The organism is Pedobacter frigidisoli, from assembly GCF_032678525.1.
In the GTDB taxonomy this organism is placed as follows: Bacteria; Bacteroidota; Bacteroidia; order Sphingobacteriales; family Sphingobacteriaceae; genus Pedobacter; species Pedobacter frigidisoli_A.
In genome coordinates this window covers 346,373-372,262 of the sequence record NZ_JAVTSE010000001.1, presented here as the reverse complement: position 1 = coordinate 372,262, position 25,890 = coordinate 346,373, and the positions used below count along the sequence as shown (strand labels likewise).

Genomic DNA, 25,890 nt, shown 5'->3' with positions numbered 1-25,890 from the left:
TGTAAATTATACCTAAAAATACCATCTTGAAAATACTCTTTACCTTTCTCCTGTTATTCATTTCATATTCCGGATTCTCCCAAATAGTCAAAACCGACTCATCAGCTAAAAAACTGGATGAAGTCGTGGTAAAAGGCTATTATAACGCCCAACCCTTATTAAGATCAGTCTCTGCAGTGAATTTGATAGACAGCAGTTTGATCAGGTTACAGAACAGCAGTTCACTTGTAAGCACATTTAATACCGTTCCCGGAGTGAGAATGGAAGAAAGGTCGCCGGGGAGTTATCGACTATCACTTCGGGGAAGTTTGCTGCGGTCGCCTTTCGGCATCCGAAATATTAAAATCTATGTCGATGATTTCCCGTTAACTGATGCGGGGGGAAACACCTATTTAAATGCGCTGGATTTTGCATCCGTCGCCTCTCTTGAGATTTACAAAGGGCCCGAATCGAGCATCTACGGTGCCAATACAGGTGGCGCAGTCCTCATCAGTCCGGTAAACCTGGATCATGATGAAGTTGGTGCATCTATCACTGGTGGTTCATACGGGTTATTGCATCAAACCTCTAACGTTCAGCACAAATTTAAAAATTACAGTTTCAGTTTAACACAAGGCTATCAGAAAAGTGATGGTTACCGTGAAAACAGTGCAATGAAACGGGACTACCTGCAGACCACGCACAACTGGAATTATAGCAGCAAAGGAACATTGAAATTATTTGCCTTGTACAGCGATCTCAGTTATAACACCCCGGGAGGTTTAACAGCTGTTCAGCTGGAGCAAAACCCCAGAATGGCCCGGCCGGCTACACTCACCATTCCTGGTGCAGTTACGCAACAGGCAGGAATTTATAATAAAACGATATTTGCAGGGTTATCCAATACATTTCTGTTTAATGAGCACTTGAAACATGTGGTTGCGGTATTCGGAAGTTACACCGACTTTACAAATCCCTTTATTACCAACTACGAAAAAAGGTACGAAAGTACGCTTGGGTTGAGAACTTTCCTAGAATACAAGCAAAATTACGGGTCAGTACAATCCAGTTCACAAATCGGATTTGAAAGTTCGTCTACCGGTAGCGATATTCAGAATTTTAACAATGCTGGCGGCACGCCAACCACCATGCAGTCGGCCGATCATTTAAAAGCAAACCAAAACTTTGCTTATGTGCGGTTAAATTTTAACATCAGTCAAAAGCTTTTGATTGAGCTGGCCTCAAGTGTAAACTTTTTCAGCTATAAATATGAAAGTTTTTTCCCAACGCCAATAGCCGAACAGCAACGCAGTTTCGATGCTGAATGGATGCCGAAGATCGCTGCTTCGTATTTGTTAATGCCCCAATTAACGGTCAGAGCTTCAGTAAGTAAAGGCTACTCCACTCCTACTGTAGCTGAGGTACGCTCGTCAGACAATAATATTAACAACAATTTGCAAGCCGAACTGGGATGGAATTATGAGGCTGGATTTCGATATTCTTCACCCAATAAGCGATTCTATGCAAACGCCAACCTGTTCAGGTTTAACCTGGATGATGCCATTGTAAGGCGTTTAAATCAAAATGATGCGGAGTACTTTATTAATGCTGGTGGAACCAGGCAACAGGGAATAGAACTCGAAACAACACTTTGGTTAATTAAAAAAACGCAGGGATTTTTAACAGGGTTACAATGGAGAAGCAGCTATACCTTTAGCCACTTTAGGTTTAATGATTTTGTTAGCGGTAACACGTCGTACAGCGGCAACAAACTCACGGGAGTGCCGGATCATATCCTGATCAATAGTCTGGAGTTTGATTTCAAAGAAGGCGTTTATTTATTTATACAACACAATCATACATCGGCCCTCCCTTTGAACGATGCCAATACGGTAGTCGCAAAAAAATATGATTTAGTAGAAGCCAAAGCCGGAATCAGGAAACTGAATGTTTTTAAGATTCCTTTTGACGTTTTCTTTGGAGTGAACAATTTACTGAATGAGCAATATAGTCTCGGCAACGATTTAAATGCAGCGAACGGACGGTACTTTAACCCTGCTGCGGGAATCAATTTTTACGGTGGTGTTGCTGTAAAACTGTAAAATGCTCATGCCCGATTGGGCATGAGACATTTTAACACGCCGCCTCTCAACGCTATAACATGAACAATCGCTAAAAAATTTATTATAACACTGAACACTTTTAAATTCCCCCATGATGTCCGGTATGGGGGCAATTTAAAACAACCACTACTTACTCAGTTCTGCTGCCCTCACAGAAAGTTCGTTTACGATAATTTCGGTAGTAAAACGGCGGGTACCATCTTTGGCTTCGTAACTGCCAGTCTGGATCCTGCCTTCTACAGTTAAAAATGAACCTTTTTTAATTTGTGCTTCTGCTTCGTCAGCTTTTACATTCCAAAAGGTCAGTGTAATCCAATTTGTTTTACTTACATCCTCTCCTGAGCCATTTCTATAGTACTCATGCACGGCCAGGTTTACTCTCGCCAGTTTCTGATTTTCCGATAACTGTTTAACTTCAACGTCTGCACCTGCAAATCCACTCAGTGTTACTTTGTTAATTCCATTTTCCATAATAATTCAAATTAAGTTTCTAAATGTTTAACGAACAGTAGCCACCGTGGCTACCGACAAAACAAAGTTGAGGTATATGGAAAACTTACTCGGGTATTAAGTATTTATAGTCGTTTATAAACGTTTACAAACAAATAATATCGGTTTAAAGTCAATGTAAGCAGGGTCTGCAAAAAGTTATTTAAGTATTGATCATGCCCAAATATGTTGAAGTCGCAATGGTCATTCTATCATCACTAATGAAAGAAACCCAGAGATGATAATTTCTGCCTGCAGTGTAATGTTTGTCCAAAATAAGTTGCTGATAGCCAACATCCCTCCTGGCTGCACTCAAACATGGCTGGGCATCGTCGTTCTCCACATCATAAACCAGGAACAAAAGCTGATCTTTTGAAGAGGCATTTCCGATGCGGCTGTTGTCTGTCCAATGAATATGAATACCATCGTCATCATGCCTCACAACCTCATCCACTATTCCCGGCAGGCTACCATGAGAAATTTCAACTTTTTCATACATGATCTGCCCTTCGCTGTTTAAAGCGTTGCGCAAAATATTTGATTTCGCTACATTGTGCGCGGACATTTGATTTTTGATTCCTTCGAGTCGGTAAGTAATCCTGACAAAGGATGTAATCATCTTCAGGAAGTGCTGAACTGTTGCGAAGCGATCCCGGCAGGTTTTTTGCTTTGCTGAAGGCTTGCGTTTTTTCTTAGGTGCTTTAGATAAGCCCCGTACTACCCATTTACCGTAACGTTTGTAACCTACAACGCTACCAAATTTGCCGCTAACTCCTCCGTTAGGGCCATCTACCATAATTCCCATAGTCAATCTTGTTTAAATGTTAAAAAATAAACAGGGATGATCGATATTCAAATATAATAAAGATTTGAAACAAAACAAGATACATACTATTGATGATCAGGATTTTAACACTCATGACTGTCACAATAGTGTCTGGAATCTGAAGTGATTCCGAAGAGATCCTGTGTAGGTAGATATTACTCCACGCAATCTTTTTTTATCTTCTATCATTTTGGGGTTCAGTTTATGAATGATTTTTTTTATTTTTTTTTTTGAATTTCAATCATTCTCTTTAAATTAGGTCATCATCCCATAATAAAAAACCGAATTATTATGGAACGCTCCTGTTTAGATTGCGGAGGCCTCGTTAGAGGCCGATCCGACAAAAAATTTTGCGATGATGCTTGTCGCAACAACTACAATAACCGCCTTCATGCGGAACATGACCTGATGGTGAAAAGGATTAACCAGATCCTTCGCCGCAACCGGGCCATTCTGATCAGTATGGTACCTAATGGAAAATCTAAAATTGCCAAAAGCAAGTTAATGAAAGCAGGCTTTGATTTCGATTACCATACCCACTATCTGCATACTCAAAATGGCAAAACTTATTTCTTTTGTTATGAATTTGGCTATCTTGATCTGGCAAATGATGAGCTCCTGCTGATCAAAAGGGAAGAATATAAATGGAAACAGGATAAATGAGCTTATAATTAAATAAATGATATTAATTAACATGATTCACTAAAACACATCATCATGGCGACAAATAAAGTAACACTTCACCGGGTTTTTTCAGCGGATATTAAAAAGGTTTACAAAGCATTCACCGATGCAGACGCAATAGCATCATGGCTCCCGCCTTATGGTTTTGTTTGTAAGGTGCATAGTATGGATGTGCGTGTTGGCGGAAAGTATAAAATGTCGTTTACCAATTTTGGCACGGGTAACGGCCATTCATTTGGCGGCGAGTATTTGGAAATTGTGCCTAATGAACGCCTGCAATACACAGATGTATTTGACGACCCAAATTTACCCGGCCAAATGATCACAACAATTGAACTAAAAAAAGTACTATGTGGTACCGAGATGCTTGCAACGCAGGAAGGGATTCCTGAAATCATACCAGTTGAAATGTGTTATTTAGGCTGGCAGGAATCTTTAGACAAACTAAAACGTCTGGTGGAAGCCAATATACCTGATGCATAATACAATAATCAATTTAGGAAATGATGTAGAAATTGTTGATATGCTACTCATAACCGAAGAAAACCGTAGCGAAAAGTTGGCGAACCATATTTCATAAATAGAAAATCGTGATGACAGAATTATTCAAAACGGCTCCGGAATGTGAAATCGTGAGCACCAGAATTTTAGAAGTAAATAAAGAAATGCTTTTCTCTGCCTTCAGCAACAGGAATGTTTTACAGGAATGGTGGGGACCTGAAGGTTTCACGAATACTTTTAACGAATTTGATTTTCGCGAAGGTGGGAGATGGAAGTTTGTAATGCACGGTCCTGAAAACAGGAACTACCAGAATGAAGTTGAATTCGTTAAGATCGATAGGCCGGATATTATAGCCTGGATAAGGCTTTCTAAGCCGTTATTCAACGTTGTTTTTACATTTAATGAAATGGAAGCAAATAAAACAAAACTTATTTTAAGGATGGTGTTTGATAATGAATATGAATGTAACAAAATCAAAGGATTTGCAATTGGCAAAAATGAAGAGAATTTCGATCGGTTGGAAAATGCGTTAGAGAAAATGATTTAAAATATTGGATGAATGACGATAATTGATACCCAACCTTTAACAATATTCTTATCAATTATCCGTATATTTAATTAAAAACTGTGATGAAGGATTATAAAGATATAATTACTATAGAGCCCGGAAAGCGAGGAGGAAAACCAACAATTAGAGGGATGCGAATTACTGTTAGCGATATTCTTGGCTGGCTGGCTTCAGGAATGACTATCCCTGAAATATTATCTGACTTTGATGAGCTTAAAGAGCAGGATATTTATGCCGTTTTAAGTTATGCCGCAGATAGGGAAAATAAAATCTATCAAATCGCAGTATGAAGTTATTGTTCGATCAAAACATCTCCCATCGAATTTTAAAACTATTAACCAGTTCTTTTAATGGATCCACAACAGTAAAGCAAGAAAGACTTGTAGATTGTTTAGACAAGGAAATCTGGAATTTTGCAAAAGTAAATGACTTCATTATAGTTACTCAAGATTCAGACTTTAATGACTTAAATTCTCTTTATGGATTTCCACCTAAAATCATTTGGATTAGAACTGGTAATCTAAAAACTCAGCAGATCAGCAAAATTTTGATTGTATACCTGGATGAAATTGAAAAATTTATTGAAGATAGTAATTATGGTTGTTTCGAAATATTAACGTTAAAAGAATAACCTTACTATTTATTCGTGTAGATCTCAATATCAATGGATCAAGACCTGGAATATAAAATAATTAAACCTGATGAATCGCTTGCTGATTTTGTGGAGCAATTCTGGTTTCTGAAAAACCATTCCGATCGGGATATCGAAACAACCGGGCTCCCTGACGGCCTTGTGGACATCATACTCAACAAATCAGTTACTCAGCCTTTTCATATTATAGAGTTGGGTGGTTTAACTGAACATGAAAATGCTAAACTACCAGCCCGGTGCATCATGTTTTGTATCAGTTTTAAACTCCTGGCGGTGGAATACGTGATACACCAACCGATTTCGGATATACTTAATAGTGGCAGATTCCTGCCCGATGATTTCTGGGGATTTGCCGAAAGTGATTTTATGGATTTCGAGGCCTTTGTTGACAAGGCCAGTAATAAAATCAAATCGTTGCTCCCGGCAGAAATCGATCAGCGCAAGCGTAAGCTGTTTAATCTCGTGTATCAAACTAATGGTAATATTACCATTAAAGAACTCTCGGAAAAAGTATTCTGGAATTCCAGGCAAATTAACCGCTATTTCAATCAGCAGTTTGGAATTTCACTTAAAGCCTACTGTACCATTCTACGTTTCCGGGCTTCGCTCAACCATATCGCAAATGGAAAGCTATCACCTGAAGGAAGCTATTTCGACCAGAACCACTTTATTAAAGACGTTAAAAAATTTTCAGGTGTGGTACCTAAAGAACTTTCTAAAAACAAGAACGACCGATTTATACTATTATCGGCCATCAAAGACAAATAATTTTGCATCATCATAATCATGCAAACAATGTTAATACAAGATAAACAAATCGCAATTATTGGTGGTGGTCCTGCCGGGCTAACCCTGGCGCGACTTTTACAGCTCAAAGGAGTAGCTGTAAAAGTATATGAAAGAGACCTTCATAAAGGGGTTAGGGTGCAGGGAGCAACGCTCGATCTTCATGAAGGAACTGGACTCGAAGCCATTAAGAGGGCGGGCCTGCTGGATGAATTTTACAAATATCACCGGCCCACAGCGAGTAAAATGTTATTGGTTGATAAATCTTTGGATGTAAAATTTAATGACCACAATTTTACAACAGTAACCGCTGAAACGCGTCCGGAAATCGACCGCGCACCTTTAAGGGAAATGCTACTGAATGCGCTGGCTCCCGATACAGTGATCTGGGACAGTCAGTTTGTTTCCATGGAAAAAGAAAATACAGGCTGGCGTATTTTTTTTAAGAACGGGAGGAATGCTTACGCAGATATGGTCATCGCCGCTGATGGCGCGAATTCAAAAGTCCGCCCCTATTTAACTGATATCAGACCTGTGTATTCAGGCATTACACTTATCGAAGGCAATATCCACCAGGCAGAAAAATACTCACCCAAACTTTTCTCGCTGGCTAATGGCGGTAAAGTAATGGCCTTCGATGAAAAGAAGTTTCTTGGCTACGGAACAAAAGGCGATGGGTCAATTATGTTTGTGGTTAACTTTAAAACTCCGGAAAACTGGCTCAACAATAGCAATATTGATTTCACGGATCGCCAGGCAGTATTAAACTGGTTCAAAACTGAATTCGCCAACTGGAGTGAAGGGTGGCACGAATTTTTTAATAACGAGGAAGTCTATTTCATTCCCCGTCCGCAATATTATTTCCCGCTGGATCAAAGCTGGGAAACAAAAGAGAATCTCATTATTATTGGTGATGCAGCTCACTGGATGCCGCCATATGCCGGTGAGGGGGCAAATGTGGCCTTGCAAGATGCCTTTGAGCTGGCGGAATCTTTAACAGGCAATAGGTATCCGGACCTTAAAACAGCCATTTCAAACTTTGAAAAAGACATGATTAAACGTGGTGCTGCGGCAACCAGGGAGACACTTAATAATGCGGAAAGAATGTTTTCATCTTCTGCCCTGGCACAAATGATTGGTTTCTTTGATCAGGTGAAAGACTTAAAATAATCCATATATTTGCACTTAACAATTATTACTAAGCATGTAGGATTTTCTTCTTTCCAGCCTTAAAGATCAAGCTCACAAAGACGCTTGCTATTTTCTAATCTTTAACGAAAGAATTCATGCTTAGTATACAAAATATCTCCTATTTACATCAGGATAAACATCTGCTATTTGAAAATATTAGTTTAGCAGTTAATCAAAACGATAAAACAGCGCTTATTGGGAATAATGGTTCAGGTAAATCTACGCTGCTCAAAATCATAGCAGGCAGTCTGGAAGTTTCTGAAGGGCGGGTTGATATCGACTCCACGCCCTATTACGTACCTCAAATTTTCGGACAATACAATCATTTAACGGTGGCAGAGGCATTGAAGGTCGATCAGAAGCTTGATGCGCTGAATCAAATTTTCATAGGTAATGTAGCCGAAGAGCTTTATAGCATCCTGAACGACGACTGGACAATTGAGGAACGCTGTAAACAAGCACTTGATACCTGGCAGCTACAGGAAGTTGATTTGATGCAAAAGCTGGAAACGTTGAGTGGTGGTCAGAAAACCAGGGTTTTCCTTGCCGGAATCACCCTTCACAACCCCGACTTCATTTTGCTGGACGAGCCAAGTAATCACCTGGATACTGATGGCAGACAGCTGCTATATGATTTTATCGCCAATTCAACGGCTACACTATTAGTGGTTAGTCACGATCGGAGTCTGTTAAATCTGGTGGATACGGTTTGCGAGTTAAGCAAAAATGGCATTAGTAGCTACGGAGGAAATTATAGTTTCTATTTGGAACAAAAGCAAAATGGCATTAATGCACTACATCAGGATGTGCTAAGCAAAGAAAAGGCCCTCCGAAAAGCCCGGGAAAAAAAGCGGGAAACCTTAGAACGGCAACAAAAGCTTGATAACCGGGGAAAGCGCAAACAGCAAAAAGCCGGTGTTGCCAGGATTATGATGAACACTTTGCAAAATAACGCGGAGAAAAGCAGTTCAAAAATAAGGGATGTTCATACCGGGAAAATAGATGGGATAGCTACCGACCTGCAAACGTTACGCGCATCGTTAACTGATCTGGATAAAATAAAGTTCGAATTTAACCAATCTATCCTCCACAAAGGGAAAGTATTCTTTAATGCTGAACAAATTAATTATCGCTATGCTGATCAGTTTCTCTGGAAAGAAAACTTAAGTCTAAAGATTTACAGTGGAGACCGTATAGCCCTACGAGGCGCTAACGGATCTGGAAAAACAACGCTCATTCGCATTATCATGAACGTGATCACTCCGGTAACGGGAACAGTAAGCCTGGCTGACCATAAAGTTATTTATATCGATCAGGATTATTCATTAATTAAAGACAGGTTAAATGTGTATGAACAGGCACAACAATTTAACGTTTCTGCTATTCCCGAACACGAAATTAAAATCAGGCTGAGCCGCTTTCTGTTTACCAGGGATGATTGGGATAAGCCATGCAGCGCCTTGAGTGGTGGCGAAAAAATGCGCCTGGCATTATGCGTGCTAAACATGAGCAATCAGGCGCCTGACCTCATTATTCTCGATGAACCAACAAATAATCTGGATATTCCGAACATTGAAATTTTAACCGCTGCTATAAACGGATATCAGGGTACACTAATTGCCGTTTCGCATGATATCTCTTTTTTGAATGCGATTGGTGTTGAACGATTTATTAAGTTGAAAGGCTAAATCGGTTAAATCCGAAAGTTCTTCTGTAATCAAAAAATGTTATCTTAGTTTAACCAAAAGACAACTGCTTGAATACAGTCATGAGAAAAAACGTGTTAATCATCATTGCAATACTAATTGCCTTTAGTTTGGGATTCGGTTTTAAGTCGGTCATGGTAAGTGCATCGACATCTCCCGATGACTTTAAAAAAGTAACCGGCATTGGGGGAATTTTCTTCAAAAGTAAAGATCCGAAAAAAATGCGCGAATGGTATAGCACCAACCTTGGCTTGAACACGAATGCCTATGGAGCTGTTTTTGAATGGTATCAGGGTGCCAATCAGCAAAAAAAGGTTTTTCTCAATGGAGCCCATTTTCTGAGCGGACCAAGTATTTTGAGCCCTCTACAAAGGATTTCATGATCAATTACCGCGTTGCAGACTTGAATAAACTGATGGTGCACCTGAAAAAAAACGGCGTAACGATTACCGATACGGTTCAAAACGTCGATTATGGCAAGTTTGTGCATATTATGGATAACGAGGGCAACAAAATAGAGCTCTGGGAACCGAATGACATAGCCTATGAAAAGTTAGGCAAACAGATGGGTAGTAATACTACCATGTGATGCAAACATTAAAGGCAATGATCAATCTTTCTTAAATTTCTATTTCAATAGCAGATGAAATTAACAGCAGAACGAAACGCAGAACTATTAAGTATTTTAAAAAGCAGATTTGAAAAAAACAGCGACCGGCACGTGGGCCTCGATTGGAAAGAGGTTCAATCGAGGCTCGAAGCAGATGAAGGAAAGCTATGGTCGCTGAACGAAATGGAAATTACCGGTGGAGAACCAGATGTAATTGGAAAGGATGAAAACACGGGTGCCTTTATATTTGTAGACTGCGCAGCGGAAAGTCCGAAAGGCCGGCGGAGTATTTGTTATGATCATCAAGCGCTGGAATCAAGAAAGGAGCACAAGCCGGCGAATAGTGCCGTTAATATGGCCACTGAGATGGGTATAGCAGTACTGGATGAGTCTGGGTACAGGACTTTGCAGCAGCTGGGCAATTTCGACATGAAAACTTCCAGCTGGGTAGCAACACCCGCGGAGATCAGAAAACTTGGGGGAGCAATATTTTGCGACCGGCGCTATAATACCATTTTTGTTTACCATAATGGTGCAGAATCTTACTATGCTGGCCGGGGGTTTCGGGGAAAACTAATCGTTTAAATATTTTTATTCAATTTATGGTTATCCGATTATTTTAATGAATTTAGTGCACATCTAAATTGTTAAAAAATCAACATGTTGAAAGAGTACAAACTTGGTCATGGATGGAAGGTATTTGCCATCATTTTCTCTCCTTTATTAATTGCGTTATTTGGCATGCTGCTCGTTATGCCATTTATCCCTGCCCTGAATGATAACCTCAGTCCGTCAATTTTATGGTTTTCTGTCCCCCTGTCGCTGGGTATGATGTTTCTGGGGGTTGTAACGCTCCGCGATGCCATCAAGGGTAAGTTTGTAATCGACTTCGATAGGTTGTACAATTTGAGCACGCTGGGCAACCGGGAATTACTTTTTACTGAAATTAAAGGTTATCGAACAGATGATAAGTATATCTATATCGAGCCTAATGTACAACACCTGAAGAAAGTAAAAGTAACAAAATATATTTCCGGCGCTGTGGAAATTGAAAGGTGGCTTGCCGAGCGGTATCCGGATTTAGATCAGCTGAAAGCTGAAGAGGAAAAGGAAGCAATATTCGCAAACAATGATTTTGGTTTTTCCTTTGAAGAAAGAACCGTAAAATTTAACCAGGCAAGTTCAGTAGCTAAGATATTGAATGTTATAGGGGGGCTAACCGGTGCATGGACATTATTTTTCCCTAATCCTTATAAAATTGCGCTATGGTGTGCTATTGCAGTCCCATTAATTTGCATACCGGTAATTAAGTATTATAAGGGTTTAATCAGGATTGACAAACGAAAAGATTCTCCCTACCCCAGCATTTTCATTGCTTTTTTATTGCCCTGTGTTGCAGTATTTCTAAGGGCCTTGCTTGACTACAATATTTTTGATCACTCAAAAATCTGGATTCCGATGTTTGTGATTGCTCTGGTTATGACTGCTATTGTTTGTCTCAAAAATGCAGAGCTTCAATCGGGAGGAAAGAAAGCTATCGGCACCATCGTTGTGTTTACATTATTCAGCCTGGCTTATGGGTTTGGATCGATCATTTTTCTGAATTGTTATTACGACCAATCAACTCCAAAAATGTTCCATTCGAAAATCTTAAGCAAGAGAATCCGTTCCGGAAAAACAACCAGTTACTACCTTGAACTGGAGCCTTGGGGTGAGAGAAAGACAGCAGAAGATGTTGATGTTTCTAAGGATTTTTATTTTGAGGTAAATGAGAGTGATACCGTTAATATTTACTTTATGAAAGGGAAATTTGACATTCCATGGTTTGAGCTTTCCAAATAAATAAGATTGAAATTCAGCTATATAACACATCATTTTTGAAACATCAGATATGGATCTTTTCAATCAGGGTATAAGCGTTTCACCTAATCTGCTGCCTTACGGGGGAACGGTAAACTACTTCGGCAAGCTGTTTCCAACCTCTGTTGCAGATGAATATTTTGACTTGTTGATGAACACCATCGAATGGAAAAATGATGAAGCCTTTATTATGGGTAAACACATTATTACCAAAAGAAAAGTAGCGTGGTACGGTGATAAAGCATTCTCATATACGTATTCAAAGGCATCAAAAACGGCCTTACCATGGACGAAGGAATTACTGAAACTTAAAAGTATAGCCGAGGAGAAAACAGCTACCACATACAATTCCTGCCTGCTAAACTTATATCATAATGGGGATGAAGGCATGGCTTACCACAGCGATGATGAGCGTGCATTGGCTGAACATGCAGCAATTGCTTCCTTAAGCTTTGGTGCTGCGCGTAAGTTTCTGTTCAAGCATAAGCAAAGTAAGGAAATGATATCCGTTTTTCTGGACCATGGCAGCTTACTGGTGATGAAAGATGAAACGCAAGAGAATTGGCTTCACCGACTACCACCTACAAAAAAGGTACTGCGCCCACGTATAAATCTTACTTTCAGAACAATGGTGGTTTAAAAACTCCTTTAAACAAAAATGGCCTGTTTACACACAGGCCATTTTCTTTCCTAGGTATTATCTATTTCTTGAATTCACTGATGTCAACAATCCGGTCTGAATTTCCATTGTACTTTAAAAATGGTGTACCATGGTTATTCGTTGTCCACGAATAATTTGATGCAATCTCATTTTGAATACCCGCTGTGTTGGCCAGCAAACTCGCTGGAACCGTCAGGCTTTGTGTTTCGCCATTACGATAATTAACCTGATAAAGTTCTTTTTCTGTTAAAAACACCAGCGTAGTTTTATCTTTCGAATACATTAAAAACTTGCCTTGAATCCGCTCATCTGGATTTTGTCTTTTAATGGTATTGATTTTCCCACTTACTGAATTTACAATGAAATCGTTATTGATGACAAAGTTCGTTCTGGTAAGCTCAACGAGACCCTGAGTATACAACCCGTCGTTTTTCCCTTTGGAAGCCTTATCAAGACTCATGACCTCCACAGAACCGTCTTTTAAAGCGAACACATAAAATGGCGCGACGTTCCGGGTAGAATCTACAACCTGTGCAACCAATGCCGTATTCTGGCTGTTTACAAATCTGGCATTTCGGAATTCTACAGCCAGCTGATTTTTACCGTACTGGACGGATAAGGCAGTATCACGGTATTTGATTTTGAAATGCTCTTGTCCGTCGGCACGATTCGAATCGATTTTTACTAACGATAGTATGGCTTTTTCTGATTTCGGGATTTCATCAAAAGTCTGGTTTGCAGCTATTGGTTCTGCGGTGTAGGTTTTTTCCAGATTGCCTTTGCAGGCAAATAATGCAACAGAAGAGATGAGGGCTAATAATTTGATTTTCATATATAAATGATATTTATTTTTTGCACGAAGTTATAACCTTTCTCTTTAAGCATTAAAAAATCAGCAGAAATACATAAAATTGTTGCATAACCTCCTATCGGTATTACAGGCAACGTAATACCGTAAGTAATAAAATACAGAAATGCTGCAATAATGGATTAGTTTTTGTGCTTGTAAATGGAATCATTAAAGCCAAGCCATGAAAAACCTTTTCTTTTGTAGTCTCGTTATTTGTTTATTTAGTGCATGTGTTGAAAAAATAGATCCTTCTAAACTTGAAAATACCAAATGGGAGCTCACATCATTACCAGGAATCACGTTACCGGCTACTGCAAAAGCCACTTTAAATTTCGCAGACAGTTTAAAAGTAAGCGGGAAATCGTTTTGTAACGGTTACGGTGGCAAGGCCGAGATTACCGGGGATAAAATTGCCTTAAAAAATTTCTTCGGAACTAAAATGTTCTGCCAGGAAACGGATGCTGCTGAACGGTTTTACCTGCATACTATTAATCAGGTAGATGGCGCGAAACTGAGTAATAATAAGCTTATCTTGTTGAGTGGAAAAAAGACATTAATGGAATTTACAAAAGCGAATTAACGATCTTTAACATTTGCCATTCTGCATTTTTTGATTAAAAATTAATAATTTCGACCTTTTAAGTTACGCCCCAGAAGATGCCAGTGTCTATTACAGCAGATTTAAAGTTCTTTTTTACCACTGTAAAAAATGCATTTGCTTTATTCCAAAAGAATGACCCATTACGCCTGGCCGGCGCTACCGCATTTTTCACAAACTTTGCACTTCCGCCAATTTTAATTATCCTGATCAGATTATTCGGTATGTTTACGGATCGGAGATTATTAGTGACCCATATTTTTGAGCGGCTGGCCAATATCCTGGATCAGGACAGTATTCACCAAATCAGGTCAACCCTTAGAAATATCCGGGGAATTGATCAGGCATGGTATGTAACACTACTCAGTTTTATTTTTTTCCTTTTTGTTGCCACTACCCTATTTAATGTGATTAAAAATTCGCTTGAGCAAATCTGGAATATAGGTTACAAGGATAAAAAAGGAATTATGAATACCTTAAAATCGAGGGCCATTTCAATAACCATAATCCTGCTGGCGGGTATCTTATTTTTCTTTGGGCTTTTAGCTGATAGCGTTCAGGCATTCATAGGTTCTTACCTGAAGTCCAACTCACCATCTTTTGAGCTGGTTTTAACTTCTATACTTAACCAACTGGTATTTATTTTTATCGTCACCACCTGGTTTACCATATTGTTTAGATTTTTGACCAACGGCCGGCCCACTTGGCGGGCGGCGCTTTCCGGTGGTTTGTTAACAGGATGCCTGTTCACTGCAGGCAAATACATCCTTCGGATTTTATTGCCTTTAAGTAACATCAGTAGTATTTACGGGTCTGCGGGATCAATCATTGTGATCATGCTTTTCGTATTTTACTCATCGCTGATATTCTATTTCGGAGCTTCTTTTATCAAGGCACTCAGTATACAAAGCGCTACTCCTATAATCCCTAAAAACGGTTCCTTCGCTTATGAGCTTACCGAAGTGGAACTGGATCAATAAGTTGATGTAGCCAAATAAGCTACTTTAACGCTATAAACACAAAAGGCAGGTTTATTAAAACCTGCCTTCTTCAATTTCGTACGATGAGGATTAAAAAATTCTATATCCCAATCCTACAGTAAATAAATTAAGCTTGGTGCCAGGGTATCCGGATTTGTTAATCTTAGATAAACCCAATTCGTAACGGGCATCAATACTCAGTTTTTTAATGTCGACCGCGGCACCAAACTGCCAGGCCAGAGCCTGGTTTTTAAAGTCCGCTCTAAACACACTTCCAGCTGCATCTTTGAGGCTTTGATTTTCATCTAAAATTAATGAAAACATAGGCCCGGTATTTAATCTTACTCCAACACCTAGCGCTCCAATCTTTGTTCCGATTAATAAGGGAACATCCAAACTGGTAAAGTTAACCCTGTTTACCTGACCTGTCTCGTCGCTTACCAGGTTTGCTTTCTTGCCGGATACATATAGTTCTGGTTGAAAATGCACACCCGCAGCACCAATCCTTGCCCAAACACCACCATAAAAACCTGCACGGTTTTCACTGCTAAAGGTGTTCTCACTATCAAATTTCGAAAAATTTGCACCTGCTTTTAATCCAAACTGAAATGATGGTAAGACCTGTGCGCTGGCGGCAAATCCAAAAAACAGAAATGCAGCTGTTAAAGATAAAAGTTTCATAATTTAAGATGATTTAGATTTCGCTAGCTTGTGGCATTATTGATCGCCTCTTGTTCTTTTAGGGCATCAACATTGTTTTTATCACCAAAGTTTTGCGTTTTGCCTGCAAAGTAATCTAAAATTCCTGAGATTGTTTCCAAGTTATCAGCCAAATTTTGGTGAACATCAGGTAAATCTTTCTCTAACCTGCCGTCGCCAAGCTCGATATTATCAACTTCAATTTTACCAATTTTTTGAATAAGTGCCTGTTGTGAATTTTGTAAATCTTCTAACTCACGCACAATCTTTTCCATTAATTCAAACTTCTTTAAAGTATTCATAGGTTCTTATTTTAAATGTTAAACGTTTCCCTAATAAACCCTTACCTCCTGTTTTTGTTTTATTTTATCTGAATGTTGATCAATCACTTGGAATTACAAAAAACAACTAATAAATTAGTTTAAAATTAAATTCAATGAAAAAGCTTGTCTTATTATTTTTTATTCTGGTGATGATCAGCGAGGGCAGGGCGCAAAATTCTGGTGTGGTTGATAAGGAAAAACTATTTGATTTCTACCAGTCCCAACGATATGCGGAGGCAGGAGAATACTTAAAGGAAGTTTATGGATCTCAAAATGATGATCCAAAGATACTCACTCAAATAGGCTATTGCTTTTTAATGGCCAGCAATTTCCCTGAGGCTGAAAAGTTTTATGTGAAAGCTTATACTCTACAACCAACGAACTTACCAATTCTTTTTAGTTTAGCAAGCATTAATACCAGAAGAGGGAATAACGAAAGAGCAAGAAATTACTATGGAGAAATTGTAAAGGCTGACAGCAATAACTTTAGTGTATATAAATTACTGGCGAATCTGTATTCTCATAAAGATTCCATGCGACTGGTTTATTTACTTAAAGCAAACCGGCTCAACCCCAGTGATGGCGATGTGGCAGATAATCTTGCAGAAATGCATTCCCTTTATCAAAACTATGATAAAGCCTATTCAGTGCTAAATATTGCACTGAACGCTGACAGTGAAAATCTGGTCCTTCAAAGAGCAAAACTCCCTGTGGCCAATCAGCTGAAAAAATACAAAGAGGTTATCATCTCCGGAGAACGGCTTTTAAAAGATCTTAGGGATGCAGGAGTAATTAAAGATGTTGCTAAGGCGTACTATTTTACCCGGGACTATCAAAAAGCAATCAACTTATTTGAAGAGCTTGAAAAGCTGAATATGCAAAATGAGGCCACACTCTATTTTACCTCGCTAGCTTACCGGGCTTTGAAAAATTTCCCAGTGGCTACGGCCTATACTAAAAAAACAATAGAGGAAGCCATATCCCCCAATACCTCGAGCTACTACGGCCTGCTGGGGATGGTGTATCAGGAAAACAATAAATACGACCTGGCCTTAGCGGCTTATAAAAAAGGACTCCAGTTTAAGGCCAATCCAACATTATATTATAGGTTAGGAATTCTCTACGATGCAAAACTGGGGAACAGTAAAACTGCACTAAGATATTATCACCAATACTTATATAACAAGCCCAATTTCACTGATGAAAAAGAGGAGATCAAATATACAAAAGCCAGGATTGCTCAACTCACAACTCCTGTTTCAAATTAAACCAAATCTTCGAATAAGGGCTTTACGTTATCCCAGAATTCATCTAAAGCAATTATCCTGGGTTTGAAAAAAGAAATCAAATCTGGCCAGTGCTGTTGGTTAAACACGCTAACACCTTCGAGGCCGATCCATATTCTGCTTACAGATTTACCATATTCATCGCTGGCATCTTTTTCCCAATCCCATTCTTCACCTAAAGTAGTGGTAAGCATGCTTTTGAATTCCTCGAATTGCTCGAATATCAAATACCTGATATCCTGATCAGAATGGGTAAGCTGAACAGAAACCATGGCCTTTTTATTGGTAACATCCATTTTAAAAAAGATGTTTTTGACACCAGTTCTGTAATTTACCCAATGTACAGTTGATCCGCTTGCTGAAGGTACAGGCTTCATATACTGTCCTAAACTAATCCAAAACTGCTGCTTTAACCTCGCTGCCTCTTCTTTACTATACATGTTTTATTGGTAGAATAATAAATCTGCATTACTGGCAGATTTATGAAAGCGCAAATTTAGAGAAAAAGACCATTATAACAACGCCATCAGAGATATCGGTTAGCGTATTACTGATAGCGTTGTTTGATAATAAATCAGAAAAGTTTTTAATGACTTAGTGATATGGCTGTATTCTTAAAGTTTGCACTCATAATGGTGGCTTCCCGATCCGATCTTTTCCTTTTGCTCTCCTTTCGGAAGGATTATCGTTGCTGATGCATTTGCAGGGACAGACACATCTAGTTTGAAAGTACCATCTATGATGGTCCATGAGGACTTTACGGTACCATAAACGGTTTCCAGTTCGGCCGATGCGCTGGTTAACTTTCCCCCTGGTTTTGGAGCAATTAAAATTTCCTGATAACCTGGTTGATCTGCCACAGGATTAATCCCTGCAATATTTTTATACATCCAATCACCAATAGCACCATAAGCGTAATGGTTAAATGAGTTCATATCTGCGGTCTGGAAACTACCATCCTGCTTGATTCCATCCCAGCGTTCCCATATTGTAGTTGCACCCATTTTAACCGGATATAACCACGATGGATAACTTTCCTGCAAAAGCAGATCGTAGGCCACATTATCATAACCAAACCTGCTCAATACATGGCAAAGATATGGTGTACCCAGAAAACCTGTGGTCAGGTGATTCCCGTAGCTTTTCACATTATCCACTAACCTTTGGGCAGCCTGCTGACGAAGATTTTCAGGCATCATATCAAACTGGAGAGCCAGTACGTAAGCAGTTTGGGTATTGGAAATGAGTTTGCCATTCGGCGTCATATATTCCTGCACATAGGCAGATTTGATTTTTTTAATAAGCGCAGTATATTTCTCCTCATCCTCTTTTTTGCCTAGTACTTTTGCTGCATTGATTAATAGCTGTGTAGAATGCGCATAGAAGGTTTGTGCAATCATATACTTATCCGTAACAGCTGCCCGCCCATCATTATCATCATTCGGACGATAAAACAGCCAATCGCCAAAGTGATTGCCACTGTTCCAGAGATCATTTTTGGAAACGGAGATAATGTAATCTACCCATTTTTTCATACTGGGGTATTGATTTTCAAGCATCCCTTTATCTGCATAAGCTACGTACATATCCCAGGGGATAATGGTGGCCACGTCGGCCCATCCCGACGAACCTGAGTCACTCCGATTGAGTACATTGGGTATCACATAGGGTACACTCCCGTTCGGCAATTGATCAGCACTTACATCTTTCATCCATTTGGTAAAAAATGCGGCAACATTCATATTGTATGCAGCGGTGTTGGCAAATGCCTGCGCGTCCCCTGTCCAGCCTAACCGTTCATCCCGCTGAGGGCAATCGGTGGGCACATCAACGAAGTTTCCTTTTTGTCCCCACTGAATGTTGTGCTGAAGCTGGTTCAGCAGCGGGTTAGATGTTGTAAACTTTCCTGTGGTCGCCATATCTGAATACACTGCTACAGCTTTAAGGTCATCCAGTTTAAGCTCTCCGGGATAACCTGTAATTTTTACATACCTGAATCCCTGAAAGCTAAATGTTGGCTGAAAAGACTGCTCTGCATTCCCTTTTAAAATATAGGTGTTGGTTTGCTTGGCCGAGCGAAGGTTGGTAATGTAGAAATTACCGGCCTTATCCAGTACCTCTGCATGTTGTACATGGATGGCAGTTCCGGCAGGGCCTTTTGCTTTAAGCACCACCCATCCCACCATGTTCTGTCCAAAATCTACTACTGTTTCGCCTGCAGGGGTTTTGAAAATCTTTAAAGCCTTAAATTCCTCATGGGTTCGCACCGGGGGGCCACTCATTCCAACCAGCTTTTCTGTTCCTGAGGGAATTACTGCAACTGCTTTCCAGTCTGCTGATTCCTTATACCCGCCCTGAGTCCATCCCGGAAGTTCGTTTCTGGCATCGTAAGTATCCCCGTCATATATATTTGAGGACCTCGTTGGACCATAGTTAAACTTCCAGCTTTCATCACTACCAATCACCTCTTTGCTTCCATCAGTATACACCAGTTCCAGCTGAAAAAGCAAGGCTCTGGTATCACCATAAAAATGTTTCTGATTTGCAAATCCAATCCTCCCTTTATACCAACCGTCGCCAAGCGTCACACCAATGGCATTTGTTCCTTTTTTTATAGATTCGGTTACATCGTAAACCTGATACTGAATATGGTCTTTCTAACTCGTCCATCCGGGAGCAAAGTAATGATCGCTGATGCGCATGCCATTCATTGAAGCTTCATATAATCCTTTTGCAGTAATGTATGCCGTGGCACTGGCAATTTTTTTATTAAGCTGAAAGGTTTTTCTAAATACCGGACTGGCATAAGCGGTATCGGCACCAGAAACGGTGATCCATTTAGCCGACCAATCTGCAGTTTTTAACCCGGTTTGAAAAAATTGAACGGCAGACCATTTCGACGTATTTCCATGATTGTCTTTTACCCTAAGCTGCCAGAAATATTTACTTATGGAAGAAAGTTCGGGTCCGTTATAGCTGATCAATACCGACTGACTACTCTTAATCTGCGGATTCCAGATCACCTTTTTAGCTACATCAACTAAACGGATTTCATAATGGCTCTGTTTAGTATTTTTTGTATCACTCATCAGTTTCCAGCTGAATCGTGGATGAGGATTATCAATACTAAAAGGATTTACCAAATGTTCAACAGTTAAGTCCTTTACAGCGATTTTCTGCGAAAAAGCATTTCCGGAAAACACAGTGAGAAGAATACCCGTAAAAAGGGCAGCAGAGAAAAAACGATAGTGCTTCATATAAGTGGTTAGGGTTAATTTGTGATTCAACTATACGATAATCAGCATTATATTTCAGCTAACTATCCTGCACCGTTATGAAGAAATAAGCGTTAATTCAACGATAAAACCCCTTATTTATTCATCAATCGGGCTACATATTTACCAATGATATCAAACTCCAGGTTAACCTGATCTCCGACTTCAACTTCCTGAAGATTGGTATGTTCAAAGGTATAAGGAATGATAAATACAGAAAATTCATCGGGCTCAGAATTTACCACAGTTAAACTGATCCCGTTCACACAGGCTGAACCTTTTTCTACGGTCACATTCCCTCCTGCTGCATTGTACTTAAAACGATATTCCCAGCTACCGTCCAGTTCTTCTCTTTTAATACAGATCGCAGTCTGGTCAACATGTCCCTGAACGATATGGCCATCTAAGCGTGCATTCATTTGCATACAACGTTCTAAATTCACTTTACTGCCCACCTTTAACTTTCCTAGACTGGTTTTGTTAAGTGTTTCGTCGATCGCGGTAACGGTGTGACTATCATCTGCGAGGGCAATAACAGTAAGGCAAACGCCATTGTGCGCCACGCTCTGATCGATTTTCAGCTCATGGCTGATTGATGAGGAAATGGTAAAATGAATATTGCTATGATCATGCTGTATGGCTGTAATTTCGCCAAGGGTTTCTATAATTCCGGTAAACATTGTAAAAATGAATTTAATACTTTAATCTGTTTTTTCTCCAGCTGGATGAAGGTGCTCCGATAAAGGGAGGTGCATCTGCATATTTTTCCTCCTGGAATAATTTTGTTGCAATTATTGCCGCAATTAAAGCCTCATCTCCGTTTGCTGATGACAGGTTTTCGGGTTTGAAATATTTACCAACGAAATGCGTATCAAAATTACCGGATGTGAAGGCTTCGTGCTGCATGACAAACTTACCAAAAGCCAGCGTAGTTTCTATCCCGGTAATCTCATATTCTGCAATTGCCCTAACCATTCGTTTAAGAGCTTCCGCTCTATCTTTACCATAAGTGATCAGTTTAGCAATCATCGGATCATAGTAAATTGGAATTTCCATCCCCTGCTCAAATCCGTCGTCCACTCTTACTCCGTTTCCTTTTGGGGTTTTATAGGTTAATAATGTACCGATATCAGGCAGGAAATTATTTGCGGGATCTTCTGCATACACCCTTAGTTCTATGGCATGACCACTGATTTTGAGGTCATCCTGAGTGAAGCTTAATTTTTCTCCGGAAGCAATTCTGATTTGTTCTTTCACGAGGTCAACACCGGTGATGAGTTCGGTAACAGGGTGCTCAACCTGCAAACGGGTATTCATTTCCAGAAAGAAAAAGTCCAGGTTCTCATCGAGTATGAATTCAACGGTACCTGCACCTGAATAACTAACTGACCGGGCAACATCTACAGCACATTTTCCCATCGCTTCTCTGATTTCGGGAGTGAGCACCGAAGATGGGGCTTCTTCCACTACTTTCTGATGGCGGCGTTGAACTGAACATTCACGCTCAAAAAGGTGAATCACATTGCCATAGTTATCCCCCAATACCTGAATTTCGATGTGCCTTGGTGAACTGACATATCTTTCGATGAATACTGAGCCATCTCCAAATGCTGAAGTGGCTTCACTCACCGCGAGCTGCATCTGCTCTTCGAAATCTTCTGCCTTTTCCACAATGCGCATGCCCTTTCCTCCTCCACCCGCAGCGGCTTTTATTAAAATGGGAAAGCCTACTTCAACCGCACGATGTTTGGCTTCTTCAATATCCTCTACTGCTTCTTCAGTACCGGGAACCATTGGAATGTTGTATCTCAGGGCAGCAGCTTTTGCGGAGAGTTTGTTCCCCATGACTTCCATCGCATGAGGAGAAGGACCCACCAGGATCAATCCTGCGTCGGCTACCAGCTGTGCGAAAGAAGCATTCTCTGAAAGAAAGCCGTAACCAGGGTGAATGGCCTGCGCACCGGTAGTTTTACATGCAGCTATAATTTTTTCACCAACCAGATAGCTCTGATTGGAGGGTGCAGGACCGATACATACTGCTTCATCCGCGTATCGGACATGAAGTGCACTCCGATCAGCTTCTGAAAAAACAGCTACGGTTTTAATGCCCATTTCTTTTGCAGAGCGCATGATGCGCAAAGCAATTTCTCCGCGGTTGGCGATGAGTATTTTGGATATTAGTGTTGAAGATTTGGAATCCGTCTGCATAAAATCAGTTGTTAAATTCTATAAATGCAATATAATATCGATAGCCCGGTTGATCATTTCAGGTGTAAGATCTAAATGGGTAACCAATCGAATGGTGCTTGCACTTGTTGTGTTACAATGTAAGCCTTTCTCTTTAAATTGATCTGCTATTTTTTGTGCTGCACCTGCGGCAACTTCAAAAATCACGATGTTGGTTTCAACAGGCATAATTGATTTTACATAACTGGTTCTGGCGAGTGCAATGGAAAGTTCTTTAGCATGATCGTGATCTTGCTTTAAACGATCAACATGATGATCTAAGGCATAAATTCCAGCAGCAGCCAGAAATCCGGCCTGTCGCATCCCGCCTCCGAAAGCTTTTCTGATTTTTCTGGCTTTTGCAATGGTCTGCTTGCTGCCAAGCAGAACCGAGCCTACAGGCGCGCCCAAACCTTTAGACAGGCAAACAGAAATTCCGTCGAAATATTTACCATATTCTGCTGCCTTATCGCCTGTAGAAACCAAAGCATTAAATATCCTTGCGCCATCCAAATGAAGCTTTAATCCTTTTACGTTACATAAATGATGGATGGGCGCAATCTGAGCAAGGGTATAACAAGCACCACCACCTTTATTTACGGTATTTTCCAGTACCACAAGGCTTGAGTTTGGATAGTGAATGTTATCCTCGTTAATCTCAGGTTCTATGAGTTCGGGGGTAAGAATGCCTCGTTCACCATGTAAAAGTCTAACAGATGCTGCTGAATGAAAAGCAATGCCGCCGATTTCATATCGGTAAACATGCGCGGTCTGGTCACAGATCACCTCGTCCATGGGGTTGGTGAAGCATTTGATGCCGATCTGATTGGTCATGGTTCCCGATGGACAAAACAAGCCCTCTTCCATATGGAATGTTGCGGCCATTTTGGTTTCAAGATTGTGAACAGTTTCGTCTTCTCCGAAAACATCATCACCCACTTTTGCACTCATCATCGCATCAAGCATGCCGGGTGTAGGCTTGGTTACGGTATCACTTCTGAAGTCTAAAAATTCCTTATTCATGCTTATGAATTGTAAAATATTTCTTACGGTTTAAAAAAAAGACCAATGCCTTTTCGGGTATAATTTTAAGGTTTTTGGGCGATTAAGCGCTCTATATAGTGTATTTTTTACACACTTAAATTTCTACAACAATAAATTGTTAAAAAATTATTAAAAAAAAGGATACAAAATATAAGAGTTTTTATACTTTTATCGTGCTAAAACCAAAAATAAATAAAATGATAGTAATTGCAGACGGTGGATCAACCAAAACAAATTGGTGTCTGATTAACGAGGCCGGCAGAAAAATTTACTTTAATACCGAGGGTTACAACCCTTATTTCTCCAAAGGAGAATACATAGTAAAATCGCTGAATGAAACTCTGCCAGACCACTTGGAAAGAGAAAAATTGACCGGAGTTTATTACTATGGTGCTGGATGTTCTACACCAGGGAATGTGAAAATTGTGGCTGATGCCATGAAACAGGTTTTCACCAATGCCGATGTGTTCGTTGGCCATGATTTACTTGCCTCTTGCAGAGCACTTCTTGGGGACGAGCCAGGATTTGCAGCCATTTTAGGCACAGGAACCAATTCATGTTTGTACGACGGATCAGAAATCACGATGAATATCGATTCACTGGGTTATTTCCTGGGTGATGAAGGAAGCGGTTCATATATTGGCAAACGCATCCTGAGTGATTATATGAAAGGTTACATGCCGAAAGGCCTGCGCGAAGCTTTTTATGACAATTATGCGCTGACTAACGAAGATATTTTCGACAATATTTACAACAAACCACTTCCCAACCGCTTCTGTGCAAGCTTCAGTAAGTTTCTTTACGATTTCAAAGATTCTTATGAAGATTATGCCTTCAGCACAATCGACTACGCATTCACCGCTTTCTTCGAAGCTTTGGTTATCCACTATCCAAATTATAAAGACCATAAACTGAACTGTGTAGGTTCTGTTGGATATAGCTTCCGTGATATTTTAAGTATTGTTGCCGATCGTTATGAAATGGGCGTGGGTAAAATCATCCGTTCACCAATAGACGACCTGGTACATTACCACTTAGAAATTGCTAAAAAATAAAAGTATTTAGTCTGACAGGCCGATAGCCGATCACTATTAATACAAAAGACCCGGTTTGGAATCCAGACCGGGTCTTTTATTTGCATTGGCAATCTGAAAGCATCAGCGATTCAGATGAAGTTAAAAAGATATTTCCTTACCAAATAGTTTGGCATATCTCCGCTTATCAAAACGGTATAACGTCGCAGCGCGATAAGAAACACCCTTTTGTTTTTCATCAAGTTCCTTAAGTACCCCGAAGCTCACTATTTTTTTTCTGAAGTTACGTTTGTCGAGTTTCTTACCTAAAATCAACTCATATACATGCTGCAACTGAGTTAAGGTAAATTTCTCAGGCAACAGTTCGAAAGCAATAGGCTGGTGTTTAATCCTGCGCTTTATTTTCTCCAGACCTTTATCATAAATTTTCTGGTGATCGAAAGCTAATTTGGGAAGATCGGTAATGGGTAACCAGTTTGCCCGCTTGGCATAAGTACTGATCGGACGAAGCTCCTTATCTCCACCCAAACGGATAAGTGCATAATAGGCCAGCGTAATTACCCTACCCTGTGGATGTCGGTTTGGATCACCAAAAGCATAATACTGTTCCATGTATATGCCGCGTAAACCGGTAAGTTCATATAAAATCCGGGAGGCAGACTGATCCAGACTTTCATCCGGACCAACGATATTACCAGGCAATGCCCACCAATCTTTAAATGGTTCTTCATTCCTTTCAATGAGCAGGATTTTTAATTCCTTACCATCAAATCCAAACAAAACGCAATCTATTGAGAATACTGAATCTAAATGAGGTAAAATTTGTTCCAAGGTAAAATTTAATTATTATTAGCAGATAAAGGTATGACTTTCAAGAATAAGTAAAAAAAATAAAAAAAATTACTTAGTGTAAAAATTACACACTATATTCGTACTAT

General features: G+C 39.9%; 29 protein-coding genes and 1 pseudogene. 18 read left to right on the top strand and 12 right to left on the bottom strand.

What is annotated here, in order from left to right; genetic code table 11:
- Window positions 1-26 precede the first annotated feature (26 nt).
- Window positions 27-2,081, top strand: a complete 2,055-nt coding sequence (locus tag R2Q80_RS01565; RefSeq protein ID WP_316797908.1) for a TonB-dependent receptor — start codon at window positions 27-29, stop codon at window positions 2,079-2,081.
- Between the two features lie 147 nt (window positions 2,082-2,228).
- Here R2Q80_RS01565 and R2Q80_RS01560 read toward each other — a convergent pair whose 3' ends face one another.
- Both R2Q80_RS01560 and R2Q80_RS01555 read right to left on the bottom strand, forming a co-directional pair.
- Window positions 2,229-2,573: a single-stranded DNA-binding protein gene (locus R2Q80_RS01560; protein WP_316797907.1), complete on the bottom strand. Its 345-nt coding sequence runs from the start codon at window positions 2,571-2,573 to the stop codon at window positions 2,229-2,231.
- A gap of 181 nt (window positions 2,574-2,754) precedes the next feature.
- Window positions 2,755-3,396: a DUF6266 family protein gene (locus R2Q80_RS01555; RefSeq protein WP_316797906.1), complete on the bottom strand. Its 642-nt coding sequence runs from the start codon at window positions 3,394-3,396 to the stop codon at window positions 2,755-2,757.
- A 312-nt stretch (window positions 3,397-3,708) separates the two neighbouring features.
- On the opposite strand from R2Q80_RS01555, the gene R2Q80_RS01550 reads away from it, so the two are divergent.
- From R2Q80_RS01550 to R2Q80_RS01490, 13 genes are all read left to right on the top strand, one after another.
- On the top strand, window positions 3,709-4,080 hold the full coding sequence (locus tag R2Q80_RS01550; RefSeq protein WP_316797905.1) for a hypothetical protein: 372 nt from the start codon (window positions 3,709-3,711) through the stop codon (window positions 4,078-4,080).
- Between the two features lie 54 nt (window positions 4,081-4,134).
- Window positions 4,135-4,584, top strand: a complete 450-nt coding sequence (locus R2Q80_RS01545) for an SRPBCC family protein (RefSeq protein WP_316797904.1) — start codon at window positions 4,135-4,137, stop codon at window positions 4,582-4,584.
- A 110-nt stretch (window positions 4,585-4,694) separates the two neighbouring features.
- Window positions 4,695-5,150: an SRPBCC domain-containing protein gene (locus R2Q80_RS01540; RefSeq protein WP_316797903.1), complete on the top strand. Its 456-nt coding sequence runs from the start codon at window positions 4,695-4,697 to the stop codon at window positions 5,148-5,150.
- 83 nt (window positions 5,151-5,233) lie between these two features.
- Window positions 5,234-5,461, top strand: coding sequence for a DUF433 domain-containing protein (locus R2Q80_RS01535; RefSeq protein WP_316797902.1), 228 nt, complete (start codon window positions 5,234-5,236; stop codon window positions 5,459-5,461).
- Window positions 5,458-5,802, top strand: coding sequence for a DUF5615 family PIN-like protein (locus R2Q80_RS01530; RefSeq protein WP_316797901.1), 345 nt, complete (start codon window positions 5,458-5,460; stop codon window positions 5,800-5,802). Before R2Q80_RS01535 ends, R2Q80_RS01530 begins: the two co-directional genes overlap by 4 nt.
- Window positions 5,803-5,835: 33 nt before the next feature.
- The gene (locus tag R2Q80_RS01525) at window positions 5,836-6,591 is read left to right on the top strand and encodes an AraC family transcriptional regulator (RefSeq protein ID WP_316797900.1); all 756 of its coding nucleotides are present in this window, start codon (window positions 5,836-5,838) and stop codon (window positions 6,589-6,591) included.
- A gap of 27 nt (window positions 6,592-6,618) precedes the next feature.
- On the top strand, window positions 6,619-7,779 hold the full coding sequence (locus R2Q80_RS01520; protein ID WP_316797899.1) for an NAD(P)/FAD-dependent oxidoreductase: 1,161 nt from the start codon (window positions 6,619-6,621) through the stop codon (window positions 7,777-7,779).
- Window positions 7,780-7,895: 116 nt separating this feature from the next.
- Window positions 7,896-9,488 (top strand): ABC-F family ATP-binding cassette domain-containing protein, encoded by a 1,593-nt coding sequence (locus tag R2Q80_RS01515; RefSeq protein WP_316797898.1) that lies wholly within the window; start codon window positions 7,896-7,898, stop codon window positions 9,486-9,488.
- An 80-nt stretch (window positions 9,489-9,568) separates the two neighbouring features.
- Window positions 9,569-9,889, top strand: a complete 321-nt coding sequence (locus tag R2Q80_RS01510; protein ID WP_316797897.1) for a hypothetical protein — start codon at window positions 9,569-9,571, stop codon at window positions 9,887-9,889.
- Entirely contained in the window at window positions 9,886-10,095 is a 210-nt protein-coding gene (locus tag R2Q80_RS01505) for a hypothetical protein (protein WP_316797896.1), read from the top strand. The genes R2Q80_RS01510 and R2Q80_RS01505 overlap by 4 nt, the downstream gene beginning before the upstream one ends.
- 54 nt (window positions 10,096-10,149) lie before the next feature.
- A complete protein-coding gene (locus R2Q80_RS01500; protein WP_316797895.1) occupies window positions 10,150-10,701 on the top strand; it encodes a DUF4256 domain-containing protein in 552 nt (183 codons plus the stop codon).
- A 75-nt stretch (window positions 10,702-10,776) separates the two neighbouring features.
- Complete coding sequence (locus R2Q80_RS01495) at window positions 10,777-11,958, top strand: hypothetical protein (protein WP_316797894.1); 1,182 nt, start codon at window positions 10,777-10,779, stop codon at window positions 11,956-11,958.
- A 49-nt stretch (window positions 11,959-12,007) separates the two neighbouring features.
- Complete coding sequence (locus tag R2Q80_RS01490; RefSeq protein WP_316797893.1) at window positions 12,008-12,616, top strand: alpha-ketoglutarate-dependent dioxygenase AlkB family protein; 609 nt, start codon at window positions 12,008-12,010, stop codon at window positions 12,614-12,616.
- Window positions 12,617-12,677: 61 nt separating this feature from the next.
- Here R2Q80_RS01490 and R2Q80_RS01485 read toward each other — a convergent pair whose 3' ends face one another.
- Entirely contained in the window at window positions 12,678-13,469 is a 792-nt protein-coding gene (locus tag R2Q80_RS01485; protein WP_316797892.1) for a hypothetical protein, read from the bottom strand.
- Window positions 13,470-13,668: 199 nt separating this feature from the next.
- Here R2Q80_RS01485 and R2Q80_RS01480 point away from each other — a divergent pair, with 199 nt between their 5' ends.
- Window positions 13,669-14,067 (top strand): META domain-containing protein, encoded by a 399-nt coding sequence (locus R2Q80_RS01480; RefSeq protein ID WP_316797891.1) that lies wholly within the window; start codon window positions 13,669-13,671, stop codon window positions 14,065-14,067.
- Between the two features lie 77 nt (window positions 14,068-14,144).
- Window positions 14,145-15,065 carry a YihY/virulence factor BrkB family protein gene (locus tag R2Q80_RS01475; RefSeq protein ID WP_316797890.1) on the top strand — a complete coding sequence of 307 codons (921 nt, stop codon included), beginning with the start codon at window positions 14,145-14,147 and terminating at the stop codon, window positions 15,063-15,065.
- A 90-nt stretch (window positions 15,066-15,155) separates the two neighbouring features.
- Here the strand turns inward: R2Q80_RS01475 and R2Q80_RS01470 are convergent, their stop codons facing one another.
- Window positions 15,156-15,746, bottom strand: a complete 591-nt coding sequence (locus R2Q80_RS01470) for a porin family protein (RefSeq protein ID WP_316797889.1) — start codon at window positions 15,744-15,746, stop codon at window positions 15,156-15,158.
- A 23-nt stretch (window positions 15,747-15,769) separates the two neighbouring features.
- Window positions 15,770-16,066 (bottom strand): hypothetical protein, encoded by a 297-nt coding sequence (locus R2Q80_RS01465; protein ID WP_047798214.1) that lies wholly within the window; start codon window positions 16,064-16,066, stop codon window positions 15,770-15,772.
- Window positions 16,067-16,200: 134 nt separating this feature from the next.
- Here R2Q80_RS01465 and R2Q80_RS01460 point away from each other — a divergent pair, with 134 nt between their 5' ends.
- Window positions 16,201-17,355 (top strand): tetratricopeptide repeat protein, encoded by a 1,155-nt coding sequence (locus R2Q80_RS01460; protein WP_316797888.1) that lies wholly within the window; start codon window positions 16,201-16,203, stop codon window positions 17,353-17,355.
- Here R2Q80_RS01460 and R2Q80_RS01455 read toward each other — a convergent pair.
- From R2Q80_RS01455 to R2Q80_RS01430, 6 genes and pseudogenes are all read right to left on the bottom strand, one after another.
- On the bottom strand, window positions 17,352-17,813 hold the full coding sequence (locus R2Q80_RS01455; protein ID WP_316797887.1) for a DUF4268 domain-containing protein: 462 nt from the start codon (window positions 17,811-17,813) through the stop codon (window positions 17,352-17,354). The two genes, R2Q80_RS01460 and R2Q80_RS01455, sit on opposite strands and share 4 nt — an antisense overlap.
- Before the next feature lie 174 nt (window positions 17,814-17,987).
- Window positions 17,988-18,263, bottom strand: coding sequence for an alpha-L-rhamnosidase C-terminal domain-containing protein (locus R2Q80_RS01450; RefSeq protein ID WP_316798524.1), 276 nt, complete (start codon window positions 18,261-18,263; stop codon window positions 17,988-17,990).
- A pseudogene (locus R2Q80_RS01445) lies at window positions 18,261-20,462 on the bottom strand (family 78 glycoside hydrolase catalytic domain); the annotation flags it as partial. The gene R2Q80_RS01450 and the pseudogene R2Q80_RS01445, both read right to left, overlap by 3 nt.
- 281 nt (window positions 20,463-20,743) lie before the next feature.
- A complete protein-coding gene (locus tag R2Q80_RS01440) occupies window positions 20,744-21,328 on the bottom strand; it encodes a riboflavin synthase (RefSeq protein ID WP_316797886.1) in 585 nt (194 codons plus the stop codon).
- 13 nt (window positions 21,329-21,341) lie between these two features.
- Window positions 21,342-22,856 carry an acetyl-CoA carboxylase biotin carboxylase subunit gene (gene accC / locus R2Q80_RS01435; RefSeq protein ID WP_316797885.1) on the bottom strand — a complete coding sequence of 505 codons (1,515 nt, stop codon included), beginning with the start codon at window positions 22,854-22,856 and terminating at the stop codon, window positions 21,342-21,344.
- Window positions 22,857-22,874: 18 nt separating this feature from the next.
- On the bottom strand, window positions 22,875-23,897 hold the full coding sequence (locus R2Q80_RS01430; protein ID WP_316797884.1) for a GntG family PLP-dependent aldolase: 1,023 nt from the start codon (window positions 23,895-23,897) through the stop codon (window positions 22,875-22,877).
- Window positions 23,898-24,115: 218 nt separating this feature from the next.
- On the opposite strand from R2Q80_RS01430, the gene R2Q80_RS01425 reads away from it, so the two are divergent.
- Complete coding sequence (locus R2Q80_RS01425) at window positions 24,116-24,973, top strand: N-acetylglucosamine kinase (protein WP_047798220.1); 858 nt, start codon at window positions 24,116-24,118, stop codon at window positions 24,971-24,973.
- Between the two features lie 120 nt (window positions 24,974-25,093).
- Here R2Q80_RS01425 and R2Q80_RS01420 read toward each other — a convergent pair whose 3' ends face one another.
- Entirely contained in the window at window positions 25,094-25,783 is a 690-nt protein-coding gene (locus R2Q80_RS01420) for an NUDIX hydrolase (RefSeq protein WP_121951056.1), read from the bottom strand.
- Between the last annotated feature and the right edge of the window lie 107 nt (window positions 25,784-25,890).